Origin of the sequence: Faecalibacterium sp. AF28-13AC (assembly GCF_003478405.1) — a bacterium.
In the GTDB taxonomy this organism is placed as follows: domain Bacteria; phylum Bacillota; class Clostridia; order Oscillospirales; family Ruminococcaceae; genus Faecalibacterium; species Faecalibacterium prausnitzii_E.
In genome coordinates, this window is sequence record NZ_QUFG01000001.1 from 413819 (window position 1) to 433224 (window position 19406).

Below are 19406 nucleotides of genomic sequence, written 5' to 3' on the forward strand. Positions count from 1 at the left end.
TTGGCAGAACATAAAAAAGCCGCAGACCCGGCAGGGCTGCGGCTGATAGAGCAAATTCAGAAAACATCTTTTATGGCGACAACGTTAAGATTCCCTGTCTGCGAGGTTTCCTTCCGCAGGTCGTGGGCAGGAAAAGCGGATAGTCCGGATGGGTGAAGCGTTCGAAGTTCGTAAAAGGGTCTCCCATGTGGTGCGGATTTTACAGGGCATCGTAATATTGGTGAATTTTTTCCGCCATCAGGACCCGGCGCTGCGCAAGGAACTGCTGATAGTCATGGATCTCCAGGTCTTCAAATCCATCCGGAATGCAGTTCTGCCGGAGATTTTCACGCAGAGCACTCGCTTCGACGATGCCTCCATAGACAGGCTGCTTGGTTTCGCACTGGTGAAAAACCTCGCGCATATAAACAGAAGGGGCATTGTCTCTGATTTTGATATTGATCTCCTGCTGAATGAAAGCATAATTGGCGATCTGGTTATACTGGGCCTGCGGGATGCCGTGCTGGATCAGATACTTCTTGGGGAACAGATGATGGATATCTCCACGATTTTCCAACATGGTTTCAACGTCAATCTGCGTGGACAGGAACCCCTTATCGTGCGCTTTGACCTGTGCGATGAGGAACAGATTGAAATAGGGACTGCTGGCGACCGAGGTGTTGAGACGTTGGACGAGATTCACCGACCAATATGCGTCTGAAAGCTCACCGGCCTCCGTTATGCGCAGATACTCCATGGGGTCATCATAGGAGAAGAACCGCTTGATATCATAATCAAACGAGGATTCCGGAGAAGCAGAGTAGCGCCCGGTCAGAATCGAGAGGGCCAGCCAGCGCCGGACGATCTGTTCGATCTTGCTGTTCTCTACTTTCCGCTCGCGAAGAGCAAGGAAAAGTGCATAGCCGAAGTTCAAAACGTTCTGTGAGCGGATCAGAGAACGCCGGACAATACCGGCAGATCGGACGATCATCAGATAACGCTCATAATTTGTTTGATTGACGGCTTGCAGAACTGCTTCATGAAGCTGGTAAAAAGATTGCTCCTCGATCTCGATTTTGAACTCGCGGTTTTCAAAATCACGGCCGGAAAGAAGACTGACCAGATCGGCCAGCTTGCCGCGGTTGAATTTATAGGTGAATGCTACGCGCAGGATATCGGTATAAGAAGTGCGGTAAATGGGAGAAACTTTGGATGCAGCCCAGCGGATGGCCTCAAATTCTTTCCGTGCAGCAAAGGCAGTGTCGTTTTGCTGGATGTCCCGCAGGTCTTCGGGGGATTCCAGCAGGTGGCAGAAATAGTCAATGGTCTTCCGGGTGATATTGCCATCGTAGACTTCATTGGAAGAAATTTTAGACATGGCAAAATCGGCCTGTGAAAGGACGACGCCTTTGGAGTTGATGCGGATAAAAATATCCGTAACGCTGTCGATATCCAGATCGGCAGCCAGTGTGATAACACCCAAGCTGTTGTTCTGGATGGCCAGGAGATTGTTGATGACTTTGTTGATCCGGGGCATCTGGTCAGGAATATCATTCTTTTTACAATACTCCATGACAAACGAAAATGAATCAAAACCGTGTACAAAGACGGGCGCGATATCGGGAATCCATTTGCTGCTGCGCTGATTTGCCGAGTTGGAGACCTCAAAGGTCTCATCCATCGGGTTGAATGCAATGCTGATCCGTTTCCATTTGTAATGGTTGTCCAGCACTTCTTGCCCGACAATGGCGGCAGCCATGGCAGTGATGCGCTGTTGTCCATCAATGAGAACTTTTTTCCCAATGGCAATGGAGCCGTCTTTCAGTTTCACATCCGGATTCTGCCAGATGATAATGTAACCGACCGGGAAACCTTTGTACAGAGAATCCATCAGGTCACGGACCTGGGCGGTATCCCAGACAAAGGGACGCTGCATTTCCGGAATGGCAATCGTTCCGGATTTGATGTTGGACAAAAGATCGTCAACGGTATCATTGTTTACGGTGTAGCGCGGCATGGTCAGGCTCCCTTCCCTTTTTCAGACATGTGAACTTATATTCTGTTCCCATCCTACCACATCCTGACGCATCCCGCAAGATTTGCAGCAAAACAAAAAACCAAAAATTACGCCGTATCTTCTCTGCTTATTTCCACCCTCTCGCGGTGGGGTCCAGCATTTCGGCGGCAGAGTAGACCAGCGCGTTGCAGATGGCGGCGGCGACGTTGCTGCCGCCCTTGCGGCCCATGGCGGCGATGGCGGGGACGCCGTGGGCTTCGCAGGCGGCGAAGAGGATCTCTTTGCTTTCCACCACGTTCACAAAACCGACCGGCACCCCGATGACGAGCGCAGGCCGCAGCCCGGCCTCGATCTCTTCGGCGATGGTCAGAAGGGCTGTGGGGGCATTGCCAACGGCCAGGATGGCACCCGGATGCTCCTGCGCGGCCCGGTGCATGGAGGCCACAGCGCGGGTGGTCCCGGCGGTCTTGGCGGCGGCGGCGACCTCCGGGTCGGCCATGTAGCAGAGCGCCGCGCTGCCCACTTTGGCAAGGCCGGGCCGCGTGATGCCGGCCAGCGCCATGTTGGTGTCGGTGACGATGGGCGTCCCGGCCCGCAGGGCGGCGACTCCGGCGGCGACGGCGCCCTGCGTGAAGCGCAGATTCCGGGCGTAATCGAAATCCGCCGTGGTGTGGATGACCCGCTTGACCACCGCAGCCGTTTCCGGCGGCGGGGTCAGGCCCAGCGTTTCCAGCTCGGCGGTGATGATGGAAAGGCTCGTCCGCTCGATGTCGGCGGGGAGATGATGCTGCGGTGTCATGTGCGGCTCCTTCCGTTCAGGCCCATTGCGGTGTAGAGGGCATCCAGATCCAGAGCGCTGCGTACCCCGTCGGCCAGCCGGTCAAACTGCTGCTGGCGGTATTGCTCCATCGGGATGAGCGCGGCACTTTCGGGGCGGATGCCCTTTCGTTTGCACAAAAATTCCACGAGTTTTTCGGTCAGTTCGCCGGTGTCAAAGAGGCCGTGCAGATAGGTGCCGAAAACATCGCCCTGCACACAGCCTTCGGGGTGGCCGTCGGCCTGGGTGCAGAAGGGGAGGCCCTGCACCTCGGTGCGGCCGGTGTGGATCTCATAGCCCGTCAACGCGGCCCCGGCAAACGGCCCGGCCGCGGCGGTGGCGTGGGTCTGGGTGCGGCGTTTTTGCGCAGTAAAGACGGTGCGGGTGGGCAGCAGACTCAGCCCGCGCAGGGTCTGCGGACGGCCGCTCTCGCTGCCCATGGGGTCGGCCAGCGTTTCGCCCAGCATCTGATACCCGCCGCAGACGCCGAAGACCGGGGTGCCCCGCGCAGCCAGCTTGAGCAGGGCCGGTTCCAGACCGGACTGCCGCAGCCAGAGCAGGTCGTCGATGGTGTTCTTGGTGCCGGGCAGCAGGATCAGGTCGGGTGTGCCGAGGGTGCGCGCGTTTTGTACATACCGCACACCGAGCAGCGGGTGCTGTTCCAACGGCATGAAATCGGTGAAGTTCGAGATGTGGGGCAGCCGGACGATGGCGAGGTCCAGCGGCTTGACCGCTTTGTCGGCGTCCAGCCGTTCGGAGAGCGAATCCTCGTCCTCGATGTCCACCTTCAGATAGGGCACGACGCCCAGCACCGGCAGATGGGTCTTCTCTTCCAGCATGGCAAGGCCGGGGCGCAGAATCTCGACGTCGCCCCGGAATTTGTTGATGATGAGCCCCTTGATGCGGGCGCGTTCGTCCGGCTCCAGCAGCGCTACGGTGCCGTACAGCTGGGCAAAAACGCCGCCCCGGTCGATGTCGCCCGCCAGAAGCACCGGTGCGTCCACAAGCCGGGCGAGGCCCATGTTCACGATGTCGTCGGCCTTCAGGTTGATCTCGGCGGGGCTGCCGGCCCCCTCGATGACGATGATGTCCACATCCTCGGCCAGGCTGTTGTAGGCGGCGAGGATGTCCGGGATGAGCGATCTTTTCATCTTGAAGTAGGCGGCGGCGGGCATCTGGCCCCGCACCTCGCCGTTCACGATGACCTGACTGCCCACATCGCTGCTGGGCTTGAGGAGGATGGGATTCATCCGGACATCCGGCTCGATGCCGGCTGCCTGGGCCTGCACCACCTGCGCCCGGCCCATTTCAAGCCCGTCGCGGGTGACGAAGCTGTTCAGCGCCATGTTCTGGCTCTTGAAGGGGGCCACGCGGTAGCCGTCCTGCGCAAAAATGCGGCAGAGCGCCGCGCACAGCAGGCTTTTGCCCGCGCCGCTCATCGTGCCCTGGACCATGATGCACCGGGCCTTGCTCATGAAAACACCTCCGAAAGGGTCTGGAGCAGCTGCTCGTTTTCCGCCGCCGTGCGCACGGCGGTGCGGTACCAGCTGCCGTCAAGACCTGGATAATTTGCGCAGCTGCGCAGAACGACGCCCTTCTGCCGCAGGGTCTCGCCCAGCGTTTCGGGGCCTTGGAACAACAGATAATTGGCGCGCCCATCCAACACCCGCAGCCCCAGAGCCCGCAGGCCGGAGGCCAGCCGGGGCCGCTGCGCCGCGATGAGGGCGCGGACCTGCTCCACGTAGGCGGTCTCGTCCAGCGCGGCCAGCCCCGCTGCCTGCGCCAGGCTGGAAACAGCCCAGGGCTGGCCGGTGTACTGCATGGCGTCCAGCAGGGCCGTGTCCGCGCTCAGAGCGTACCCCAGCCGGACGCCTGCCATGCCATACAGTTTGGTGAAGGCTTTCAGGATCAGAAGATCGCCGCTGCCCAGCAGCGGCTTTGCGGTCAGCTGCGCATGGTCGGGCAGAAAATCGAGGAAACATTCGTCCAGCACGAGCAGCGCCCCGCAGGCGGTGCAGCGCTGTAGGATGCGGGCCACGAAGTCCGGCGGGGTGAGCTGGCCGGTGGGGTTGTTGGGCTGGCAGAGGAAGACGAGGTCCACCCGGTCGTCGATGGCGGAGAGGAATGCTTCCGGTACCGCAAAATCGTCTGCCGCCTGCAGGATGAAGCGCTCCACCGTGCAGCCGATGGTTTCGAGTGCGGCGGCATACTCGGCGAACGTGGGGGCGGTGACCAGCGCCCGGCGGGGCTTTCTGGCCCACACCAGCCGGAAGATGAGGTCGGCCGCGCCGTTGCCGCAGAGGATGTGGTCTGCGGGCACGCCCTCGTGCAGGGCGAGCTTTGCCCGCAGTTCCCGGCAGAGCGGGTCCGGGTAGCGGTCTGCGGTGGGGAGTGCCGCCGTGATGGCCTTTGCCACCCCCTCCGGCAAGCCCAGCGGACTCACGTTGGCCGAAAAGTCCAGCGCATCCCGCCCGAACTGTGCCCGGTATCCGGCCCAGTCGCCGCCGTGTACCAATTGTTCCATGGGTCGTCTCCTTACATGAATCTACAGACCGCCAGCCGGATTGCCAGCCCGATGGCCAGTGCCAGCAGGCTTTCGGCATACATCATCCGGTTGGCGCGGCGGATGTCCTCCGGCTCAATGGGCCGCAGAGGGTCGCCAATGGTGGGTTTGTCATAATATTCGCCAAAGTAGCAGGCGGGCCCCGCCAGCTGGACGCCCAAAGCCCCGGCGCAGACGCTTTCGGTCTGGGCGCTGTTGGGGCTGGCATGGTTCCGACGGTCGCGCCGCCAGATCTTCCACGCGCCCGAAGCGCTGTTCCCGGTGAGCGCCGCCGCAGCGGCCCAGAGCAGCCCGGCGATCCGGCTGGGCAGATAGTTCGCCGCATCGTCCAGTTTGGCGGCGGCGCGGCCGAAATAAAGATATTTCTCGTTTTTGTAGCCGAGCATGCTGTCCATCGTGTTGATGGCCTTGTAGGTCAGGGCCAGCGGGGCACCGCCCAGCAGCATATAGAGCAGCGGCGCGATGACGCCGTCGCTGGCGTTTTCGGCTACGGTCTCCACGGCGGCTTTGGTCACGCCCTCCAGCGTCAGGTTCTGGGTGTCCCGCCCCACGATGCGGCTCACGGCCCGGCGAGCGGCGGGCAGGTCCGGCTTGATGAGCTCCCGGTAGACGCGGGTGCTCTCCTGCGCCAGCCCCTTTGCGGCCAGCGCCTGCCCGCACCAGAACATCTGCACGGCCAGCCCCAGCCAGGGGCTGAGCGCTGCGGTCCCCAGGCAGACGAGGCTTGTCAGCAGGAAGGTGCCCACCGGCAGGCAGAACGCCAGAATGGCACCGCCCAGCAGTTCGCCCTGCGGCGTCCGGGGCAGGCGAGCCCGCAGCCGCCGTTCCAGCGCCGAGATGGCCCTGCCCATGTACACCACGGGGTGGGGGAGCCACGCCGGGTCGCCAAAGAGAAGATCCAGCACGAACCCGCCCAAAACAGCTGCTCCGATCATTCTGCCGCCTCCTTTGTGTATTGCACGGTGCGCACGAGGTGGAGCACCCGCTGTTCGGCCCAGTCGCGGGCATCCAGCAGATAGCCGCCCGCATTCGGGGCGCACCAGTGGTAGTAATCTGCATGGGGCAGCGCATAGCGCTCCATAGCGGCCATCTGGGTGCCGCCGTGGGCCAGGATGACGAGGGACTCCTCGCCGTCGGCAAGGGCCCGGTCCACCAGTGCGGAGAACGCCTTGCAGACCCGCTCGGAGAAGACCGCCTTCGTCTCACCGTCGGGGCAGGGGCTTTCGCAGTTGGCGTTCACCCAGGCGAGGTAATCCGGGTCGTGTTCCATCTCGATGAAATTCCGCCCCTCAAAGCTGCCAAAGCACATCTCCTGCAAATCGCGTACCTCCACGAGGTCGGCGTCTGGGAAGAGCACCTCGGCAGTCTGGCGGGTGCGGCAGAGCGGGGTGATGTAGACCGTCCGGGGCCGGAGGTCGGCCTGGCGGAGCTGGGCCCGCCCTTCGGGCGAGAGCGGGATGTCCCGCTGGCCCTGATAGCGCTTTTCGGCATTGTAGGCGGTCAGGCCGTGGCGCAGAAGATAGATCAGCATGGGGGAAGTTCTCCTTTCAGGACGGTGGGCAGGCCGCAGAACATCTGGACCACACAGTCGGCCCGCGCGGCCAGCAGGCAGGCCAGCCGCCCGGCGGCTTCCCGCGCGGCGCGTTCGGCTGCGTCCATGGGCACGACACCGCCGCCCACCTCGGTGGCGAGGACGAGGTCATATGCGGCGAGGCGGTCTGCAAGGCTTTCCAGATCCTCCGCCGCTGCGGCCAGCTCCTGCACATCGGTGATGCGGGTGCCGGGGAAGTTCTGCGCAAAGGTGCGCTTGCCGCTGTACAGCGGCCCGATGATGAAGATCATAACAGCCCTCCCCATTGGCAGACGGCCAGTGCCGCCAGCATCCAAAGCTCCGCTTTTTGCAGGAACCATCCGGCCAGATCGCCGGTGATGCCGCCGAATTGCCGATCAGAAACAACACGATAGCGCCAGAAAACAAGGAGCGCCGCAAGGACGAGCGCCCCGCCGCCCAGCAGCACCAGCGCAGCGCAGAGCAGGCCCGCCAGCGCCAGCAGGACGCTGCGAACGGCCTTGCGGTCTGCCGCAGAAGCGAACGTGTGGGCAAGGCCGGTGTTCCTGGCCAGCGGGAAGGAGGCGATGGCAAGGCCCGAAAGCGCCCGCTCCAGCACCAGCGCCAGCGTCCAGCAGAGGCCGATGCGCGGCGTGAACTGCACGGCGGTGCACAGCGCGAAATAAGCCAGAAAATAACTGCACAGCCGGATGACGGCAAAGGCCCCGCAGTGGGGGTCTTTCAGGATCTCCAATTTCTTTTCCCTGCCGCCGTAGCTGGAAAGGGCGTCGCAGGTGTCGGCGTAGCCGTCCAGATGGATGCCGCCTGTGACCCAGACGGGGATGAGGCAGAACCCGCCCGCTCGGACGAGTGCCGGGAGCGGCAGTGCCCCGCATAGGCACCACAGGGCTCCGCACACCGCGCCGATGAGCGGGAACGCGCACATCGCGTAGCGCATGTTCTTTTCGTTCCAGTCGAACTGCGGCACCGGGATGGCTGAAAACATGGCAAATGCCACGGCAATGGTCTGCAAAACGATCATGACGGGCCTCCTTTATGATAGACCGGGATGCCGCATACCACCCGCACCACTGCATCGGCACGGGCCGCAAGGGCGTTGTTGACTTGCGCCAGAGCCTTCAGATACCGGTCGGTGTCGCCCGCGTAGTTTGCCCCGCCGCTGAACACTTCGTTCGAAACGACGACGAGGTGTTCACATTGCGCGGCCAATTTGTCCAGACCGTCCAGAATGGCCGAAGCGGCGGCTTCGCCCGCCCCGGCGGGGTCGTAAAGCTCGTTGGCGGTCAGGTTGCCGAGGTCTTCCAGCAGGGCGGTGCCCCGCGCGGGCAGGTGCACCGTGCCCAGATGCAGGGGGCACTCCAGCGTCTCGAACTGCTTTTCCGCCCGCATCCGGCGGTGCTTTTCCACCCGTGCGGCGCACTCGGCGTCCCATACCTGCATCGTGGCAAGGTAATAGCGCGGGAGCGCGGTCTGCAGCACAAGGCATTCGGCGTACGCGCTTTTTCCGCTGGCTGCGCCGCCGACCACCAGCGTCAGCATTGGGGCGTATACGGCGGGATGCCGCCCTCCGTGAAGGAATAGCAGTGGTCGTAGACCGCCAGTGCCAGATCCCACAGCGGAAGCGCGGCCACAGCCCCGGTGCCCTCGCCGAGGTGGAGCCCCGCCGTCAGGAGCGGGGCCTTGCCCAGCGCTTCCAGCACCAGCCGGGCCGCAGGCTCGGTGGAACAGTGGCTGGCGAACACGGCCTTGGCGGCGGCGGGGCAGAGCCGCACCGCGCACAGGGCTGCCACCCCGCTGATGAAACCATCCATCAGGATGGGCAGGTCTTCCAGTGCGCCGCCAAGGAAGACCCCGCACAGCCCGGCGATGTCAAAGCCGCCCAGTTTGGACAGCACGTCCAGCGGGTCAGCAGCATCGGGCTGGTTGCGGGCGATGCCGCGCCGGATGGCGTCCAGCTTGCGGGCCAGCCCGGCGTCGGAAAGGCCCGCGCCCCGCCCGGTCATGACCTCAACGGGCTGGCCGAGCAGGACTGCCGCCACAGCGCTGGACGTGGTGGTGTTGCCGATGCCCATCTCGCCGGTGGCGAGCAGCTGGCACCCCTGCGCCTTCTGCGCCCGCACCAGTTCGATGCCCGCCGCGATGGCCTCCACAGCCTGGGCGCGGGTCATGGCGGGGCCTTGGGTGAAGTCTGCCGTTCCGGCGGCGATGCGGCGGGGGACGACGCCCGGCACCGGGGCGCCTGCCATGCCCATATCCACCGGCACGACCTCGCAGCGGGCCGTTTTTGCCATCTGGCAGACGCTCGTCCGCCGCGCCGCTAGGTTTTCGGCCACGGCGCGGGTCACGCTCTGGTCGGTCTGGCTCACGCCCTGGGCCACGATGCCGTTGTCCGCGCAGAGCACAAGGACGGCCCGACGGTCAAAGGCGAGCTGCGCCGTGCCGGTCAGGGCGGCGGCATCTTCCAGCAGGGTCTCCAGTGCGCCCAGCCCGCCCAGCGGCTTGGCCAGGCTGGCCCAGTGGGCGTGTGCGGCCGCGCGGGCGGTCTCGCTGGGCGGGGTGATGGTAGTGAGAAGCTGTTTCAGTTCCGGTTCGGTCATGGGGTCTGCTCCTTCTGGTGATTGAGTACGGCGGCTTCCACGAACCGCCGGGGCAGGGGGGTGCCTGCCCAGTACAGATGCGGAAAACCCGCATAGAGATGTTCATTGGCAAAGCTGCAGGCCCAGCTGCGGCCATTGGCTTTTGCAGCGGTCAACGCTGTGCCGTTCGCGGTCGAGTCCCAGTGGTGGAACTCGTGGGCGGGGAATGCCTCTCCGGCGCGGAACAGCAGGCTGTCGGCGCAGGCGGTCAGCTCCGCGTACCCGAACCGCACCAGCCGCCCGACCGGGAAACCGCTGCCCGGCAGGACGCCCGCCATGGGCCAGACGGTGCCGTCGGCGTCTTCGAGCGTCTGCCCCAGATAGAGGAAGCCGCCGCACTCGGCCACGGTGGGCAGACCGAGCTCCACGGCCTGCCGCACAGAAGCCCGCATCGGGCGGTTCTCGCTCAGCGGCCCTGCGTACAGTTCCGGGTAGCCGCCCGGCAGATACAGCCCGCCAAGCTCCGGCGGAAGGGCCGCATCGTGCAGGGGGCTGAATGGGACAAGCTCGGCCCCGGCGGCGGTCAGGGCCTCCAGCGTTTCTGCGTAGGCAAAGCAAAAGGCTTCATCCTGCGCAACGGCGATACGGGTGCGCGCCGGGGCGCGGGCAGCAGGCTGAGCCTGCGGTGCAGGCCGGTCGGTCAGGGCCTGGAACTGCACCCAGTCCAGCACCAGCGCATCCGCAAGAAGGGCGATCTTTTGCTGAAGCCCGGCGATCTCCCCGGCGGTCTTCAGCCCCAGATGACGGCTCTCGATGGACGCCTCCGGCAGGCGGGGCAGATGCCCCAGCACCGGCAGGCCGGTCTCGCGTTCCAGCATCGGTTTGAGCATTTTGTACAAAGCCGAGGTGCAGTCGTTGAGCAGAACGCCGACGATGCGGCTGGGGGTGCGGAACGTTTTCAGCCCGTTGATCTGCGCGGCCAGGGTCAAACTGGCCCCTTTGGCCGGGACCACCAGCAGCACCGGCAGGCCCAGCGTGTCGGCCAGATGCCAGGCGCTGGCCGTGTCGGTCACGCCGCCCAGACCATCGTAAAAGCCCATGGCCCCCTCGCACACCGCCGCCCCGTGCCCGGCGGCACCCTGTGCATAAAGGGCGCGCACGGTATCCGGTGCGGAGAAAAAGAGGTCAAGGTTGTGGCTCTCGACCCCCAGCACGGCCCGGTGGAACATGGGGTCGATGTAGTCCGGCCCGCTCTTGAACGCGCAGGGGTCGGCCCTGCGCCGCTTGAGCGCGGCCAGCAGCGCACAGGTCAGGGTGGTCTTGCCGCTGCCGGAACAGGGCGCTGCTACGAGAAATTGCATCATTTGCGTTCACCTGTGATGAGGAAGATGGGGTTGTTGGCCATCAGCAGATGCAGCCTGCCCGCCGGTTTTGTGCGGCTGACGGCGATCTGGGTGACTTCGGCGGTGAGCCCCCGCGCCGTCAGGGCCGCAACGGCGGCGCTCAGCGTTTCCAGCGCGATGGCGGAGATGCAGAGGCGGGCCTGCGGGTTTTTGGCCAGCACAGCGTCCACCACGGCCTCCATGCTGCCCTTGGTGCCGCCGAGGAAAACGGCGTCCGGGGCGGGCAGAGCTTCCAGCGCCTGGGGGGCTTTCCCCTCGATGAGGGTCAGATTCCAGGCTGCGAAGCGCTCCCGGTTCTTCCGGATAAGAGCGCAGGCCTCCGGGTCGCATTCCACGGCATAGACCCGTCCGCGCGGGGCGGCAAGGGCCAGTTCCACACTGACACTGCCGGTACCGGCCCCCACATCCCACAGCGTGTCCGTGGGGCGGACGGCCAGCTTTGCCAGCGCGGCAGCGCGGACTTCCTGCTTCGTCATGGGAACATCTCCCCGGAGAAAGGCTTCGTCCGGGAACCCGGCACAGCGCCGGGGCGGCTGGGGCAGATGTTCGATGAGCAGAACGCTCAGGGATGCCGTGCTTTTTTGGGAAACTTCCTGCGCGGTGCCGAAGAAGATCTTCTCCTCCGGTGTGCCGAGCTGTTCGCCGACCAGCGCATGGGCCTGCCCCAGCCCGGCGGCGGTCAGGGTGCCGCAGAGGGTGGCAGGGGTCTCGGAGCCGCCGGTCAGGAAGAAGACCGGTCGGCCATCCGCCGTCAGGCACTCGGCCACCGGGTCGCAGGCACAGCCGTGGGCAGAGACGAGTTTCCAGTCCTGCCAGGGGCGGCCGACCGCCGCCGCGAGCAGCTGGACGCTGGAGATGCCGGGCAGGACGCGGCAGGAGATGCCGCAGGCCCGCAGCATGGGCAGCAGCCTGGAAGCCCCGGAATAAAATCCGGTGTCGCCGCTGTACAGCAGGGCCGCGTCTCCCTCCGGATGCTCCGCAAGGCAGGTCAGGATCTCCTCCGGTTTGTACAGGGCCTTCCGGTGTTCGGTGCAGCCGTCCGGCAGGTGCTCCAGCAGCCGCCGGGCGCCTAAAATGAGGTCGGCCTGTTGCAGAGCCGCAAGCCCTTCGGCGGTCAGGGAGCCGGACAGCCCGGCCCCCATTCCGATCAGTGTGACCATGCCAGCACCTCCTTGCAGCGGGTCAGGATCTGCTCCGCCGTTTCGCCCTGCTCTGCGGGGCGGCGGAGGACGATGAGCTGTGCGCCGGTGTCCTGCGCGGCCTGTGCCTTCTCGGAAAAGCCGCCCGCTGCACCGCCGTCCTTCGTGACGAGGAAGCGGATGTGGAACTGTTCCAGCAGGGCCCGATTCAGCGCATAGGAGAAGGGGCCCTGCATCGCGATGATGTTTTTGTGGGGGATGTGCGCGGCCTCGCAGGCTGCGATGCCCTCCGGGGTGGGCAGCACACGGGGGAACAGGCGGGCAGGCTCGATGCCGGAAAAGGCCGCGAGCTCCTTGGCCCCGGTGGCCAGCAGGAGATTGCCGCAGGTGTTTGCAAGAAACTCTGCCGCGTGTGCAGCCGACGGAAAGACCATGCTCCCCGCCGGAAGCGGGCTTTCGGCCCGGAGCAGGCGGTGGTACTCGATGCAGGCGGTTTTACACGCAGACCGGATGTTTTTGGTGGCGTCCACCGCATAGGGATGGGTGGCGTCCACGCAGAGGGCGGCCCCCTGCAGCAGGGTGGTCATTTCCTCCGGCGTCAGCCGCCCGCAGTGGACGGTGACACCCTGCAAACGGCCCTGCTCTTCGGCTCCCAGCGGGGTCGCTACGCTGACGAGGACTTCGGCCCCCTGCGCGGCCAGCTGGCGGGAGAACAGACGGCCCTCGGTGGTGCCGCTGAACACGACGATCTTCATGCGCGGTACCCCCTCGGTGTGACCATCTTTCCGCCCAGCTGCCGGGTGGCGGTGTTGCCGATGAAGACGGTGGTGAACATATCCACCGGGGCGGTTTCCAGTTCCGCCAGGGTCAGGATGCGGTGGGCCTGCCCCTCGCGCCCGATGTTCCGCACCAGCCCGCAGACGGTCTGCGGCGGTTTGCCGTGGTCCAGCAGGATGCGGACGGCTCTGGCCAGATAGTCCGGCCTGCCCTTGGAGGAGGGGTTGTATAGTGCGACGCAGAAATCGCCCATCGCTGCTGCCGCCAGCCGCCGCTCGATGACGGCCCAGGGGGTCAGCCGGTCCGACAGGGAGATGACGCAGAAATCGTGGGCCAGCGGGGCACCCAGCACGGCCCCGCCGCTGAGAGCCGCCGTCAGGCCGGGCACCACCTCCACAGCGACCTCCGGGAACTGCCCGGCCAGCTCCAGCAGGGGGCTGGCCATGCCGTAGACCCCGGCGTCGCCGGAGCAGACCAGCGCAACGACTTTGCCGCGCCGGGCTGTTTCCAGCGCCCAGCGGCAGCGGTCGATCTCCTGGGTCATGCCGGTGGAGTAATATTCTTTTTCCGGGAAATAGGGGCGCACAAGGTCCAGATAGACCGTATAGCCGCACAGCACCTCGGTTTGCGTTAAGGCGCTCTGCGCCTGTGCGGTCAGAAACTGCGGGCCGCCGGGGCCAAGCCCGACCACAAAAACGGTGTTCGTCATGAAAGAACCCTCCAATCTGGGGCAAAGGGGGAAAGGGCCAGCGCAAAGGTCACGCCGCCGCCCGCCTGTTTGGGGATGTGGATGCTCCCGCCGGACGCCAGAACGGCTGCCCGCTCGCAGACATTGTCCACACCGGTGACGTTCCGGACAAAGGCAGAAGGGGTAAAGCTGCCGGGGGCGGTCTGCAGCGCTTCGGCAGAGAAGAACGAGAGGCCCCACCGGTGCGCCGCGCAGAACGCAAGAAGCCCGGCCTCGTTCTGTTTCAGGTCGATGCTGGCGGCGGCTGCGATGCACTGCGGGGCCAGCGTGTGGGCCGCACAGAAGACGGAAAAGGCGGCTTCCAGCTGCTCGGCCGTCGTCCCGCGCCGGCACCCGATGCCCAGCACCCCGATGCGCGGGGTCAGATGCAGGGCATTCCCGGCGGGGGAGAGGGTCAGGGCAAAGTCGGCAGCTTCCGGCGCTGGTGCTGCATTCACCCCGGCCGGAGCCGGGCCTGCGATGGGAAACTCCGACCAGAAGGAGACCGGCTCCCCGGCCAGCAGTTTCCCGCTGACGGTCTTGATGCGTTCGGGTTCCAGCACCTGGCAGTTGTGATGCCTTGCCCACTCGTCCACGGCAAAGAGGCCGTGGGCATCGGTGGCCGTGGTGATGACCGGGACAGCCCCGCAGAGGGCCGCGATGGCCCGCGCCAGATCGTTGGCACCGCCCAGATGGCCGGACAACAGCGGCACCGCAAAGTGTCCGCATTCGTCCACGACCACGACCGCCGGGTCGCTGGCCTTGCTGCGGCAAAACGGCGCGATGGCCCGCACCGCGATACCCACGGCCCCCACAAAGATCAGGGCCTCGTTTTGGGCAAACGCGGCGGCGGTCCACTCTGCCAGCGAAGGCCCACCGTGCCCGCAGCGGGTCACAGGGCCGGGCAGAGCGCGCGCCAGCGTTTCTGCCAGCGCCAGCCCGGTCTCGGTAAAGGCGGCATAGGCGCGGCTCATGCGTCGGCTCCTTTGCGGAACTCGGTCGTGAAGGCGGGGTCGTAGAGTCGGCTGCGCTCATACCGGGTGCCGAGGAAGTCGCCCACCACGATGAGCGCGGTCTTGGTGATGCCCGCTGCATGGACGCTTTCGGCCAGCGTTCCCACGCTGCACCGCACGATCTTCTCTTCCGGCCAGGTGGCTTTGTAGACCACAGCGGCAGGCGTTCCGGGGGTGTAGGCCCCCTGTAACAGAGCCTCCTGCACCTTGTCAACGAGGCCGATGGAGAGGAAGATGACCATCGTAGCCCCGTGGGAAGCAAGGCGGGCCAGCGTTTCCCGTTCGGGCACCGGGGTGCGGCCCTCCATCCGGGTGATGATGACCGTCTGGCTGACGGTGGGCAGGGTGTACTCGGCGTTCAGCGCAGCCGCCGCGCCGCAGAAGCTGGAAACGCCGGGCGTGTCATCGTAGGCGATCCCGTCGGCATCCAGCGCGTCCATCTGCTCCCGGATGGCCCCGAACAGGCAGGGGTCGCCGGTGTGGAGCCGCACGGTGGTCTTGCCGGCGGCTTCCATCTGCCGCAGCACGCCGAGCACCTGCTCCAGCGTCATCTCGGCGCTGTTGTAGATGGCGCAGCCCGGCTTTGCCAGCCCCAGCAGGGCCGGGTTGACAAGGCTGCCCGCATAAATGATGCAGTCGGCCCCCTGCAACAGAGCCGCGCCGCGCTGGGTGATGAGGTCCGGTGCGCCTGGCCCGGCACCAACAAAATGTACCATATTATCGCTCCTTCCAGTCGTTCAGGATCTGTGCCGCCGTTGCGGTCTGGCCCAGCGGGCCGTGCTGGTTCGAAAAGAGGATAGCACCCACCCGGAACGCCCCGGCGGCGCGGCGGTCCAGATGGAGCTGCACCGCCGCCAGCAGGCTTTCCAGCACCGGGGCGCGGAGACTTGCCGCATCCAGAAGGTCGAGGCAGGCATCGGTGGTGGCGGCTTCGAACAGGGCACGGCAGGTCTCCCGGCTGGCCCCGCAGAGGGCGGCATGGGTGCAGAACAGCTCGGTGCGGCAGTCCGCCGTGTGGGAGTGGGTGTTCATGATGCCGCCCGCCAGCTTGCAGAGCTTGCCCACATGGCCCACGAGCAGCACGTCCTCAAACCCGGCAGAAGCGGCCATATCCAGCGTGTCACCGATGAAATTGGAGGTTTTGACGACCGGGATGGAAGCGAACGCCGGGTAGGCCGTGCCAAGGTAGTCCAGCCCATAGTTGCCGGGGGCCAGGATGAGCCGCCGTGGCCCGGCAGCGGTTTGGACGCGCAGCGCCGCCTGGTTCATCTCCAGCTGGATGGTGTCCAGAATGGCCTGCTGGCTCATGGGCTCCACGATGCCGCTGGTGCCGAGGATGGACAGCCCGCCCGCGACCCCGATGTGGGGGTTGAAGGTGCGCCGGGCCACCTCTTCGCCGCCCGGAATGGAGAGGGTCACGGCAAAGCCGCCGGTGTAGCATGCCGTTTCGGCCTCCCGCTGCAGGGCCTCGGCGATCATCCGGCGGGGGACGTGGTTGATGGCGGCTTCGCCTACGGGTTGGTCCAGCCCCGGCCGGGTCACCCGGCCTACGCCCGGCCCGCCCGCGATGCGGACTTCCGTGGTGCCGGGCAGCAGCTCCACCGTGGCGACGATGGGCAGGCCGGTGGTCACATCCACATCGTCGCCGCCGTCCTTTTCGATGGCGCATTCGGCCCCCGGCCCGGTGCGGCGGCAGAACAGCGGGGCTACCTCCACGACGATGCCCTTCGGTGTGCGCAGCGCCACCGTCTCCGGGGCCTTTCCGGTCAGCAGCAACCGGGCCGCGCCCGCCGCGCCCAGCGCTGCACAGGTGCCGGTGGTGTAGCCGCAGCGCAGCAGTTTCTGCCCGCTGCGGACGTAGTGCTCGAATCTGGGTTTTGCAGGTTTCGGGGGGCCGAACAGCGTTTCGTACTGCTCCCGGCTCAGGCGGTAGAGGGTCTGGATGTTCTCCGGCGCAAAAGCCTCCTGGGGCGTCAGAACGCCGGAGACGCCCTGCGGGGAGACGCAGACCACGGCGTCCGCGATCTTCTGCGCCATGTCCAGCTCGTGCAGGCTGACGAGGACGGCAAGGTGCTGCGTGTGGGCCAGCGTTTGCAGGATGCTCAGCAGCTCGATCTTGCCCTTGATGTCCAGAAAAGACGTCGGCTCGTCCAACAGGATGACTTCCGGCTGCTGGCAGATGGCGCGGGCCAGCAGGATGCGCTGGCGCTGGCCGTCGCTGATGCAGTTGAAGTCCCGCTCCGCGAGAGCGGAAGCTCCCACCAAAGCCAGCGCATCGCGCACGGCTTGCCGGTCTGCCTCGGAGAGGAGGCCCAGCCGCCCGGTGTAGGGGATGCGCCCGGCTGCGGCAAACTCGAAGCAGGTGGTCAGCTCGGTGCGGCGGGTGTGGGGGAGCATGAGGGCGAGCCGCTGTGCGCGGGCGCTGCCGGTGTAGGCGGTCAGATCCTGTCCGTCCAGCAGCACTGCGCCGCCCATGGGGGCCAGCTGGCCCGCCAGTGTTTTGAGCAGGGTGGATTTGCCCGCGCCGTTCGGCCCGATGAGGGTCAGGATCTGCCCTGGTCGGACGCCCAGCGCGATATGCTCGGCCAGCGGTGCTTTGCCGTAGCCGACGGCGAGGTCCTGTGCCTCGCAGGAAAATTCGTTCATCGTGCACCCTCCTGATTCCGGCGGATGAGCAGCCAGATGACCACCGGTGCGCCGAACACCGCCGTCACAGCGCTGATGGAAAGCTCGGTGGGGGCGAACAGGCTGCGGGCGATGAGGTCGCACAGCAGGCAGAACGCCGCCCCGCCCAGGCAGCAGCCCGGCAGGACGAACAGCGGCCGGGCGCTGCCCAGCAGCTGTTTGACGAGGTGCGGCACCGCGATGCCCACAAAGGAGATCGGCCCGGCAAAAGCCGTGATGCAGGCGGCCAGCAGGCTGGAGAGCAGCACCAGTGTGCGGGAAAACCGCTTGACGTTGACGCCGACGCTCTGGGCGTAGGCCTCGCCCATCTGGTAGGCGGACATGGGTTTCGACAGGCAGAACGCCGCCGCCAGCGCGGGCAGGACGACGAGCGCCGCCGCCCGGACATTGCCCCAGGTCATGCCGGAAAAGCTGCCCTGCGACCAGTTGTGGAGGTTGACGATGTTCGAGTCCTGCGCAAAGGCCACCACAAATTCGGTGATGGCTGAGCAGATGTAGCCGATCATGACGCCGCAGATGACCAGGATGCTCATCCGCTGCACCCGGCGGGAGACCGCCAGCACAAAGGCCATGGCCGCCATGGCCCCCGCGAACGCGGCCAGGATGAGGGTGAGGGAGCTTGTGAGCAGCCCCTGGTTCAGGAACACCACCATGACCAGCGCTACCGCCAGCTTGGCCCCGCTGGAAATGCCCATGACGAAGGGCCCGGCGATGGGGTTGGCGAAAAAGGTCTGCAACAGATAGCCCGCCGCCGAGAGCGCTGCGCCCAGCAGCACGACCATCACGGCGCGGGGCAGACGCAGCTGGGTGATGATGCGCACCGAGAGCGCGTCCTGCCCGCGGCCCAGCAGGGCCGAAAGCACGGCCTCCGGCGTCAGTGCCACGCTGCCCCAGAAGAGGTTGGCGGCAAAGAGCACCGCCAGCAGAACGGCCAGGATGCCATAGGAGAAGAGGAGGCGTTTTTTGGTAGTCATGCGGGTCCTTTCTGGGGAAGTTACGTCACCGGTGTCAGGAATTGCAGGCCGTCAGGGGCGTCCTCGGTCAGAACGCGGTGCAGCTCGATCACAAAATCGGCCAGCTCCATGCTCTGCTGAAAAAAGCTCTGGGTGGTGCACCAGACGTTCCCGTTCTGCACGGCCCGGAAGTCGGCCAGCAGGGCACATTTTGCCACCAGCTCGTCGATGGTGGAGACCATGCCTTCAATGGTGCTGTTGTAGATGAGAACATCGGCGTCCTTTGCCCCGGCGTAGAAATCCTCCAGCGGGAGGTTCATGGTGGAAAGGTTATTGCCGCTGTCGGTCAGGTCGGAGAACACATAATCGGCCCCGGCCATCCCGATCATCTGGGCCACATAGTCGCCGCCCTTGCGGACGTTGGCGAGGTTGTTGGCCGTGATGGAGAAAAACGCACAGGTCTTGCCGGTGGGGGCCTGTTCCAGAAGCGGCTGGATGCGCTCCACCTGCTTTTGGAACACCTGCTCGGCAAGGGTCTCCCGGCCCAGCAGGATGCCCCAGAACTTGATCCACTCCATCCGGGCCAGCGGACTGCTCTCGTAGCTGGAGCGCTCCACCACCACCGGGATGCCGAACCGTTCCAGCTGCTCCTTGACCTCCGGTGTGTGGAGGATCATCGTGTTCTCAATGGCAAGGCCGCAGTTGGAAGCGAGGATCTGCTCATAGTCCGGGGCGCTGTACTTGCCCGCGTAGGCGATGCGCCCGGCCTCCATGGCGGCTCTGGCCTCGTCGAGATGCCAGCCGGCAGCCTGGGTGCCGGAGAGGGTGATGCAGTCCAGCGCTTCCAGATGGAGGAACAGGTCCATCACCGAGGTGGAGACGAGATAGATATTCTGCACCGGCTGGCGCAGGGCCGTGACTCCGGCGGGCAGACCGTCCACCTCGGCGGCATCTTCCGGCAGGACGAGGAACTGTTCCCCAGACCCGGTCAGGGTCAGCAGGGTAGAACCGCCTTCGTAGCAGTCGGCGGTGAACTGCCGGGCGTAGTCCAGCGGATAGGCGTGGTCGAACACCAGCGCTTCCGTGTTGGCCGGGGCCGTCTGCTTTGCCGCACAGCCCGCCAGCAGAAGCGCAGAGGCGGGGAGCGCTTTTAAGAATTGTTGTCTGGTCAGTTTCATGGTATCAGC

Annotated in this window: 19 protein-coding genes; all 19 read right to left on the bottom strand. The window is 65.3% G+C overall.

Translation table 11 applies throughout. From position 1 onward, the window contains the following. Positions 1–199: 199 nt before the first annotated feature. The 19 genes from DWY95_RS01990 to DWY95_RS02080 all read right to left on the bottom strand — a co-directional run bounded on the left by DWY95_RS01990 (position 200) and on the right by DWY95_RS02080 (position 19397). Entirely contained in the window at positions 200–1996 is a 1797-nt protein-coding gene (locus tag DWY95_RS01990; RefSeq protein WP_118551875.1) for a DUF262 domain-containing protein, read from the bottom strand. A gap of 127 nt (positions 1997–2123) precedes the next feature. Continuing rightward, positions 2124–2795 carry a precorrin-8X methylmutase gene (locus tag DWY95_RS01995; protein ID WP_118551877.1) on the bottom strand — a complete coding sequence of 224 codons (672 nt, stop codon included), beginning with the start codon at positions 2793–2795 and terminating at the stop codon, positions 2124–2126. Then, the gene (locus DWY95_RS02000; RefSeq protein ID WP_118551879.1) at positions 2792–4288 is read right to left on the bottom strand and encodes a cobyric acid synthase; all 1497 of its coding nucleotides are present in this window, start codon (positions 4286–4288) and stop codon (positions 2792–2794) included. The genes DWY95_RS01995 and DWY95_RS02000 overlap by 4 nt, the downstream gene beginning before the upstream one ends. Next, positions 4285–5337, bottom strand: a complete 1053-nt coding sequence (cobD, locus tag DWY95_RS02005; RefSeq protein ID WP_118551882.1) for a threonine-phosphate decarboxylase CobD — start codon at positions 5335–5337, stop codon at positions 4285–4287. Before cobD ends, DWY95_RS02000 begins: the two co-directional genes overlap by 4 nt. Before the next feature lie 11 nt (positions 5338–5348). Next, positions 5349–6311, bottom strand: a complete 963-nt coding sequence (cbiB, locus tag DWY95_RS02010; RefSeq protein WP_118551884.1) for an adenosylcobinamide-phosphate synthase CbiB — start codon at positions 6309–6311, stop codon at positions 5349–5351. After that, positions 6308–6907, bottom strand: coding sequence for a histidine phosphatase family protein (locus DWY95_RS02015; protein ID WP_118551886.1), 600 nt, complete (start codon positions 6905–6907; stop codon positions 6308–6310). The genes cbiB and DWY95_RS02015 overlap by 4 nt, the downstream gene beginning before the upstream one ends. Further along, positions 6901–7218: a bifunctional adenosylcobinamide kinase/adenosylcobinamide-phosphate guanylyltransferase gene (locus tag DWY95_RS02020; protein ID WP_118551888.1), complete on the bottom strand. Its 318-nt coding sequence runs from the start codon at positions 7216–7218 to the stop codon at positions 6901–6903. Before DWY95_RS02020 ends, DWY95_RS02015 begins: the two co-directional genes overlap by 7 nt. Continuing rightward, positions 7215–7967, bottom strand: a complete 753-nt coding sequence (locus DWY95_RS02025; RefSeq protein ID WP_118551890.1) for an adenosylcobinamide-GDP ribazoletransferase — start codon at positions 7965–7967, stop codon at positions 7215–7217. Before DWY95_RS02025 ends, DWY95_RS02020 begins: the two co-directional genes overlap by 4 nt. Beyond that, positions 7964–8485 (bottom strand): bifunctional adenosylcobinamide kinase/adenosylcobinamide-phosphate guanylyltransferase, encoded by a 522-nt coding sequence (locus tag DWY95_RS02030; RefSeq protein WP_118551892.1) that lies wholly within the window; start codon positions 8483–8485, stop codon positions 7964–7966. Before DWY95_RS02030 ends, DWY95_RS02025 begins: the two co-directional genes overlap by 4 nt. Next, the gene (gene cobT, locus DWY95_RS02035) at positions 8479–9543 is read right to left on the bottom strand and encodes a nicotinate-nucleotide--dimethylbenzimidazole phosphoribosyltransferase (RefSeq protein ID WP_118551894.1); all 1065 of its coding nucleotides are present in this window, start codon (positions 9541–9543) and stop codon (positions 8479–8481) included. The genes DWY95_RS02030 and cobT overlap by 7 nt, the downstream gene beginning before the upstream one ends. Continuing rightward, positions 9540–10886, bottom strand: coding sequence for a cobyrinate a,c-diamide synthase (locus tag DWY95_RS02040; protein WP_118551896.1), 1347 nt, complete (start codon positions 10884–10886; stop codon positions 9540–9542). The genes cobT and DWY95_RS02040 overlap by 4 nt, the downstream gene beginning before the upstream one ends. After that, on the bottom strand, positions 10883–12085 hold the full coding sequence (cbiE, locus tag DWY95_RS02045; protein ID WP_118551898.1) for a precorrin-6y C5,15-methyltransferase (decarboxylating) subunit CbiE: 1203 nt from the start codon (positions 12083–12085) through the stop codon (positions 10883–10885). Before cbiE ends, DWY95_RS02040 begins: the two co-directional genes overlap by 4 nt. Beyond that, a complete protein-coding gene (gene cobK / locus DWY95_RS02050) occupies positions 12073–12819 on the bottom strand; it encodes a precorrin-6A reductase (RefSeq protein ID WP_118551900.1) in 747 nt (248 codons plus the stop codon). Before cobK ends, cbiE begins: the two co-directional genes overlap by 13 nt. Beyond that, positions 12816–13550, bottom strand: a complete 735-nt coding sequence (gene cobJ, locus DWY95_RS02055) for a precorrin-3B C(17)-methyltransferase (RefSeq protein WP_118551902.1) — start codon at positions 13548–13550, stop codon at positions 12816–12818. The genes cobK and cobJ overlap by 4 nt, the downstream gene beginning before the upstream one ends. Then, on the bottom strand, positions 13547–14542 hold the full coding sequence (locus tag DWY95_RS02060; protein WP_118551904.1) for a cobalt-precorrin 5A hydrolase: 996 nt from the start codon (positions 14540–14542) through the stop codon (positions 13547–13549). The genes cobJ and DWY95_RS02060 overlap by 4 nt, the downstream gene beginning before the upstream one ends. Continuing rightward, positions 14539–15297 carry a precorrin-4 C(11)-methyltransferase gene (cobM, locus tag DWY95_RS02065; protein ID WP_097792524.1) on the bottom strand — a complete coding sequence of 253 codons (759 nt, stop codon included), beginning with the start codon at positions 15295–15297 and terminating at the stop codon, positions 14539–14541. The genes DWY95_RS02060 and cobM overlap by 4 nt, the downstream gene beginning before the upstream one ends. A gap of 1 nt (position 15298) precedes the next feature. Continuing rightward, positions 15299–17227, bottom strand: a complete 1929-nt coding sequence (gene cbiD, locus DWY95_RS02070) for a cobalt-precorrin-5B (C(1))-methyltransferase CbiD (RefSeq protein ID WP_118551906.1) — start codon at positions 17225–17227, stop codon at positions 15299–15301. Beyond that, a complete protein-coding gene (locus DWY95_RS02075) occupies positions 17224–18240 on the bottom strand; it encodes an iron ABC transporter permease (RefSeq protein WP_118551908.1) in 1017 nt (338 codons plus the stop codon). The genes cbiD and DWY95_RS02075 overlap by 4 nt, the downstream gene beginning before the upstream one ends. 20 nt (positions 18241–18260) lie before the next feature. After that, entirely contained in the window at positions 18261–19397 is a 1137-nt protein-coding gene (locus DWY95_RS02080; protein ID WP_118551910.1) for an ABC transporter substrate-binding protein, read from the bottom strand. Positions 19398–19406: the final 9 nt, after the last annotated feature.

Excerpts from the sequence above, each read along its gene's own strand:
- DWY95_RS01990 (WP_118551875.1), bottom strand. The coding sequence starts at position 1,996 with ATGCCGCGCTACACCGTAAACAATGATACCGTTGACGATCTTTTGTCC.
- DWY95_RS01995 (WP_118551877.1), bottom strand. The coding sequence starts at position 2,795 with ATGACACCGCAGCATCATCTCCCCGCCGACATCGAGCGGACGAGCCTT.
- DWY95_RS02000 (WP_118551879.1), bottom strand. The coding sequence starts at position 4,288 with ATGAGCAAGGCCCGGTGCATCATGGTCCAGGGCACGATGAGCGGCGCG.
- cobD (WP_118551882.1), bottom strand. The coding sequence starts at position 5,337 with ATGGAACAATTGGTACACGGCGGCGACTGGGCCGGATACCGGGCACAG.
- cbiB (WP_118551884.1), bottom strand. The coding sequence starts at position 6,311 with ATGATCGGAGCAGCTGTTTTGGGCGGGTTCGTGCTGGATCTTCTCTTT.
- DWY95_RS02015 (WP_118551886.1), bottom strand. The coding sequence starts at position 6,907 with ATGCTGATCTATCTTCTGCGCCACGGCCTGACCGCCTACAATGCCGAA.
- DWY95_RS02020 (WP_118551888.1), bottom strand. The coding sequence starts at position 7,218 with ATGATCTTCATCATCGGGCCGCTGTACAGCGGCAAGCGCACCTTTGCG.
- DWY95_RS02025 (WP_118551890.1), bottom strand. The coding sequence starts at position 7,967 with ATGATCGTTTTGCAGACCATTGCCGTGGCATTTGCCATGTTTTCAGCC.
- DWY95_RS02030 (WP_118551892.1), bottom strand. The coding sequence starts at position 8,485 with ATGCTGACGCTGGTGGTCGGCGGCGCAGCCAGCGGAAAAAGCGCGTAC.
- cobT (WP_118551894.1), bottom strand. The coding sequence starts at position 9,543 with ATGACCGAACCGGAACTGAAACAGCTTCTCACTACCATCACCCCGCCC.
- DWY95_RS02040 (WP_118551896.1), bottom strand. The coding sequence starts at position 10,886 with ATGATGCAATTTCTCGTAGCAGCGCCCTGTTCCGGCAGCGGCAAGACC.
- cbiE (WP_118551898.1), bottom strand. The coding sequence starts at position 12,085 with ATGGTCACACTGATCGGAATGGGGGCCGGGCTGTCCGGCTCCCTGACC.
- cobK (WP_118551900.1), bottom strand. The coding sequence starts at position 12,819 with ATGAAGATCGTCGTGTTCAGCGGCACCACCGAGGGCCGTCTGTTCTCC.
- cobJ (WP_118551902.1), bottom strand. The coding sequence starts at position 13,550 with ATGACGAACACCGTTTTTGTGGTCGGGCTTGGCCCCGGCGGCCCGCAG.
- DWY95_RS02060 (WP_118551904.1), bottom strand. The coding sequence starts at position 14,542 with ATGAGCCGCGCCTATGCCGCCTTTACCGAGACCGGGCTGGCGCTGGCA.
- cobM (WP_097792524.1), bottom strand. The coding sequence starts at position 15,297 with ATGGTACATTTTGTTGGTGCCGGGCCAGGCGCACCGGACCTCATCACC.
- cbiD (WP_118551906.1), bottom strand. The coding sequence starts at position 17,227 with ATGAACGAATTTTCCTGCGAGGCACAGGACCTCGCCGTCGGCTACGGC.
- DWY95_RS02075 (WP_118551908.1), bottom strand. The coding sequence starts at position 18,240 with ATGACTACCAAAAAACGCCTCCTCTTCTCCTATGGCATCCTGGCCGTT.
- DWY95_RS02080 (WP_118551910.1), bottom strand. The coding sequence starts at position 19,397 with ATGAAACTGACCAGACAACAATTCTTAAAAGCGCTCCCCGCCTCTGCG.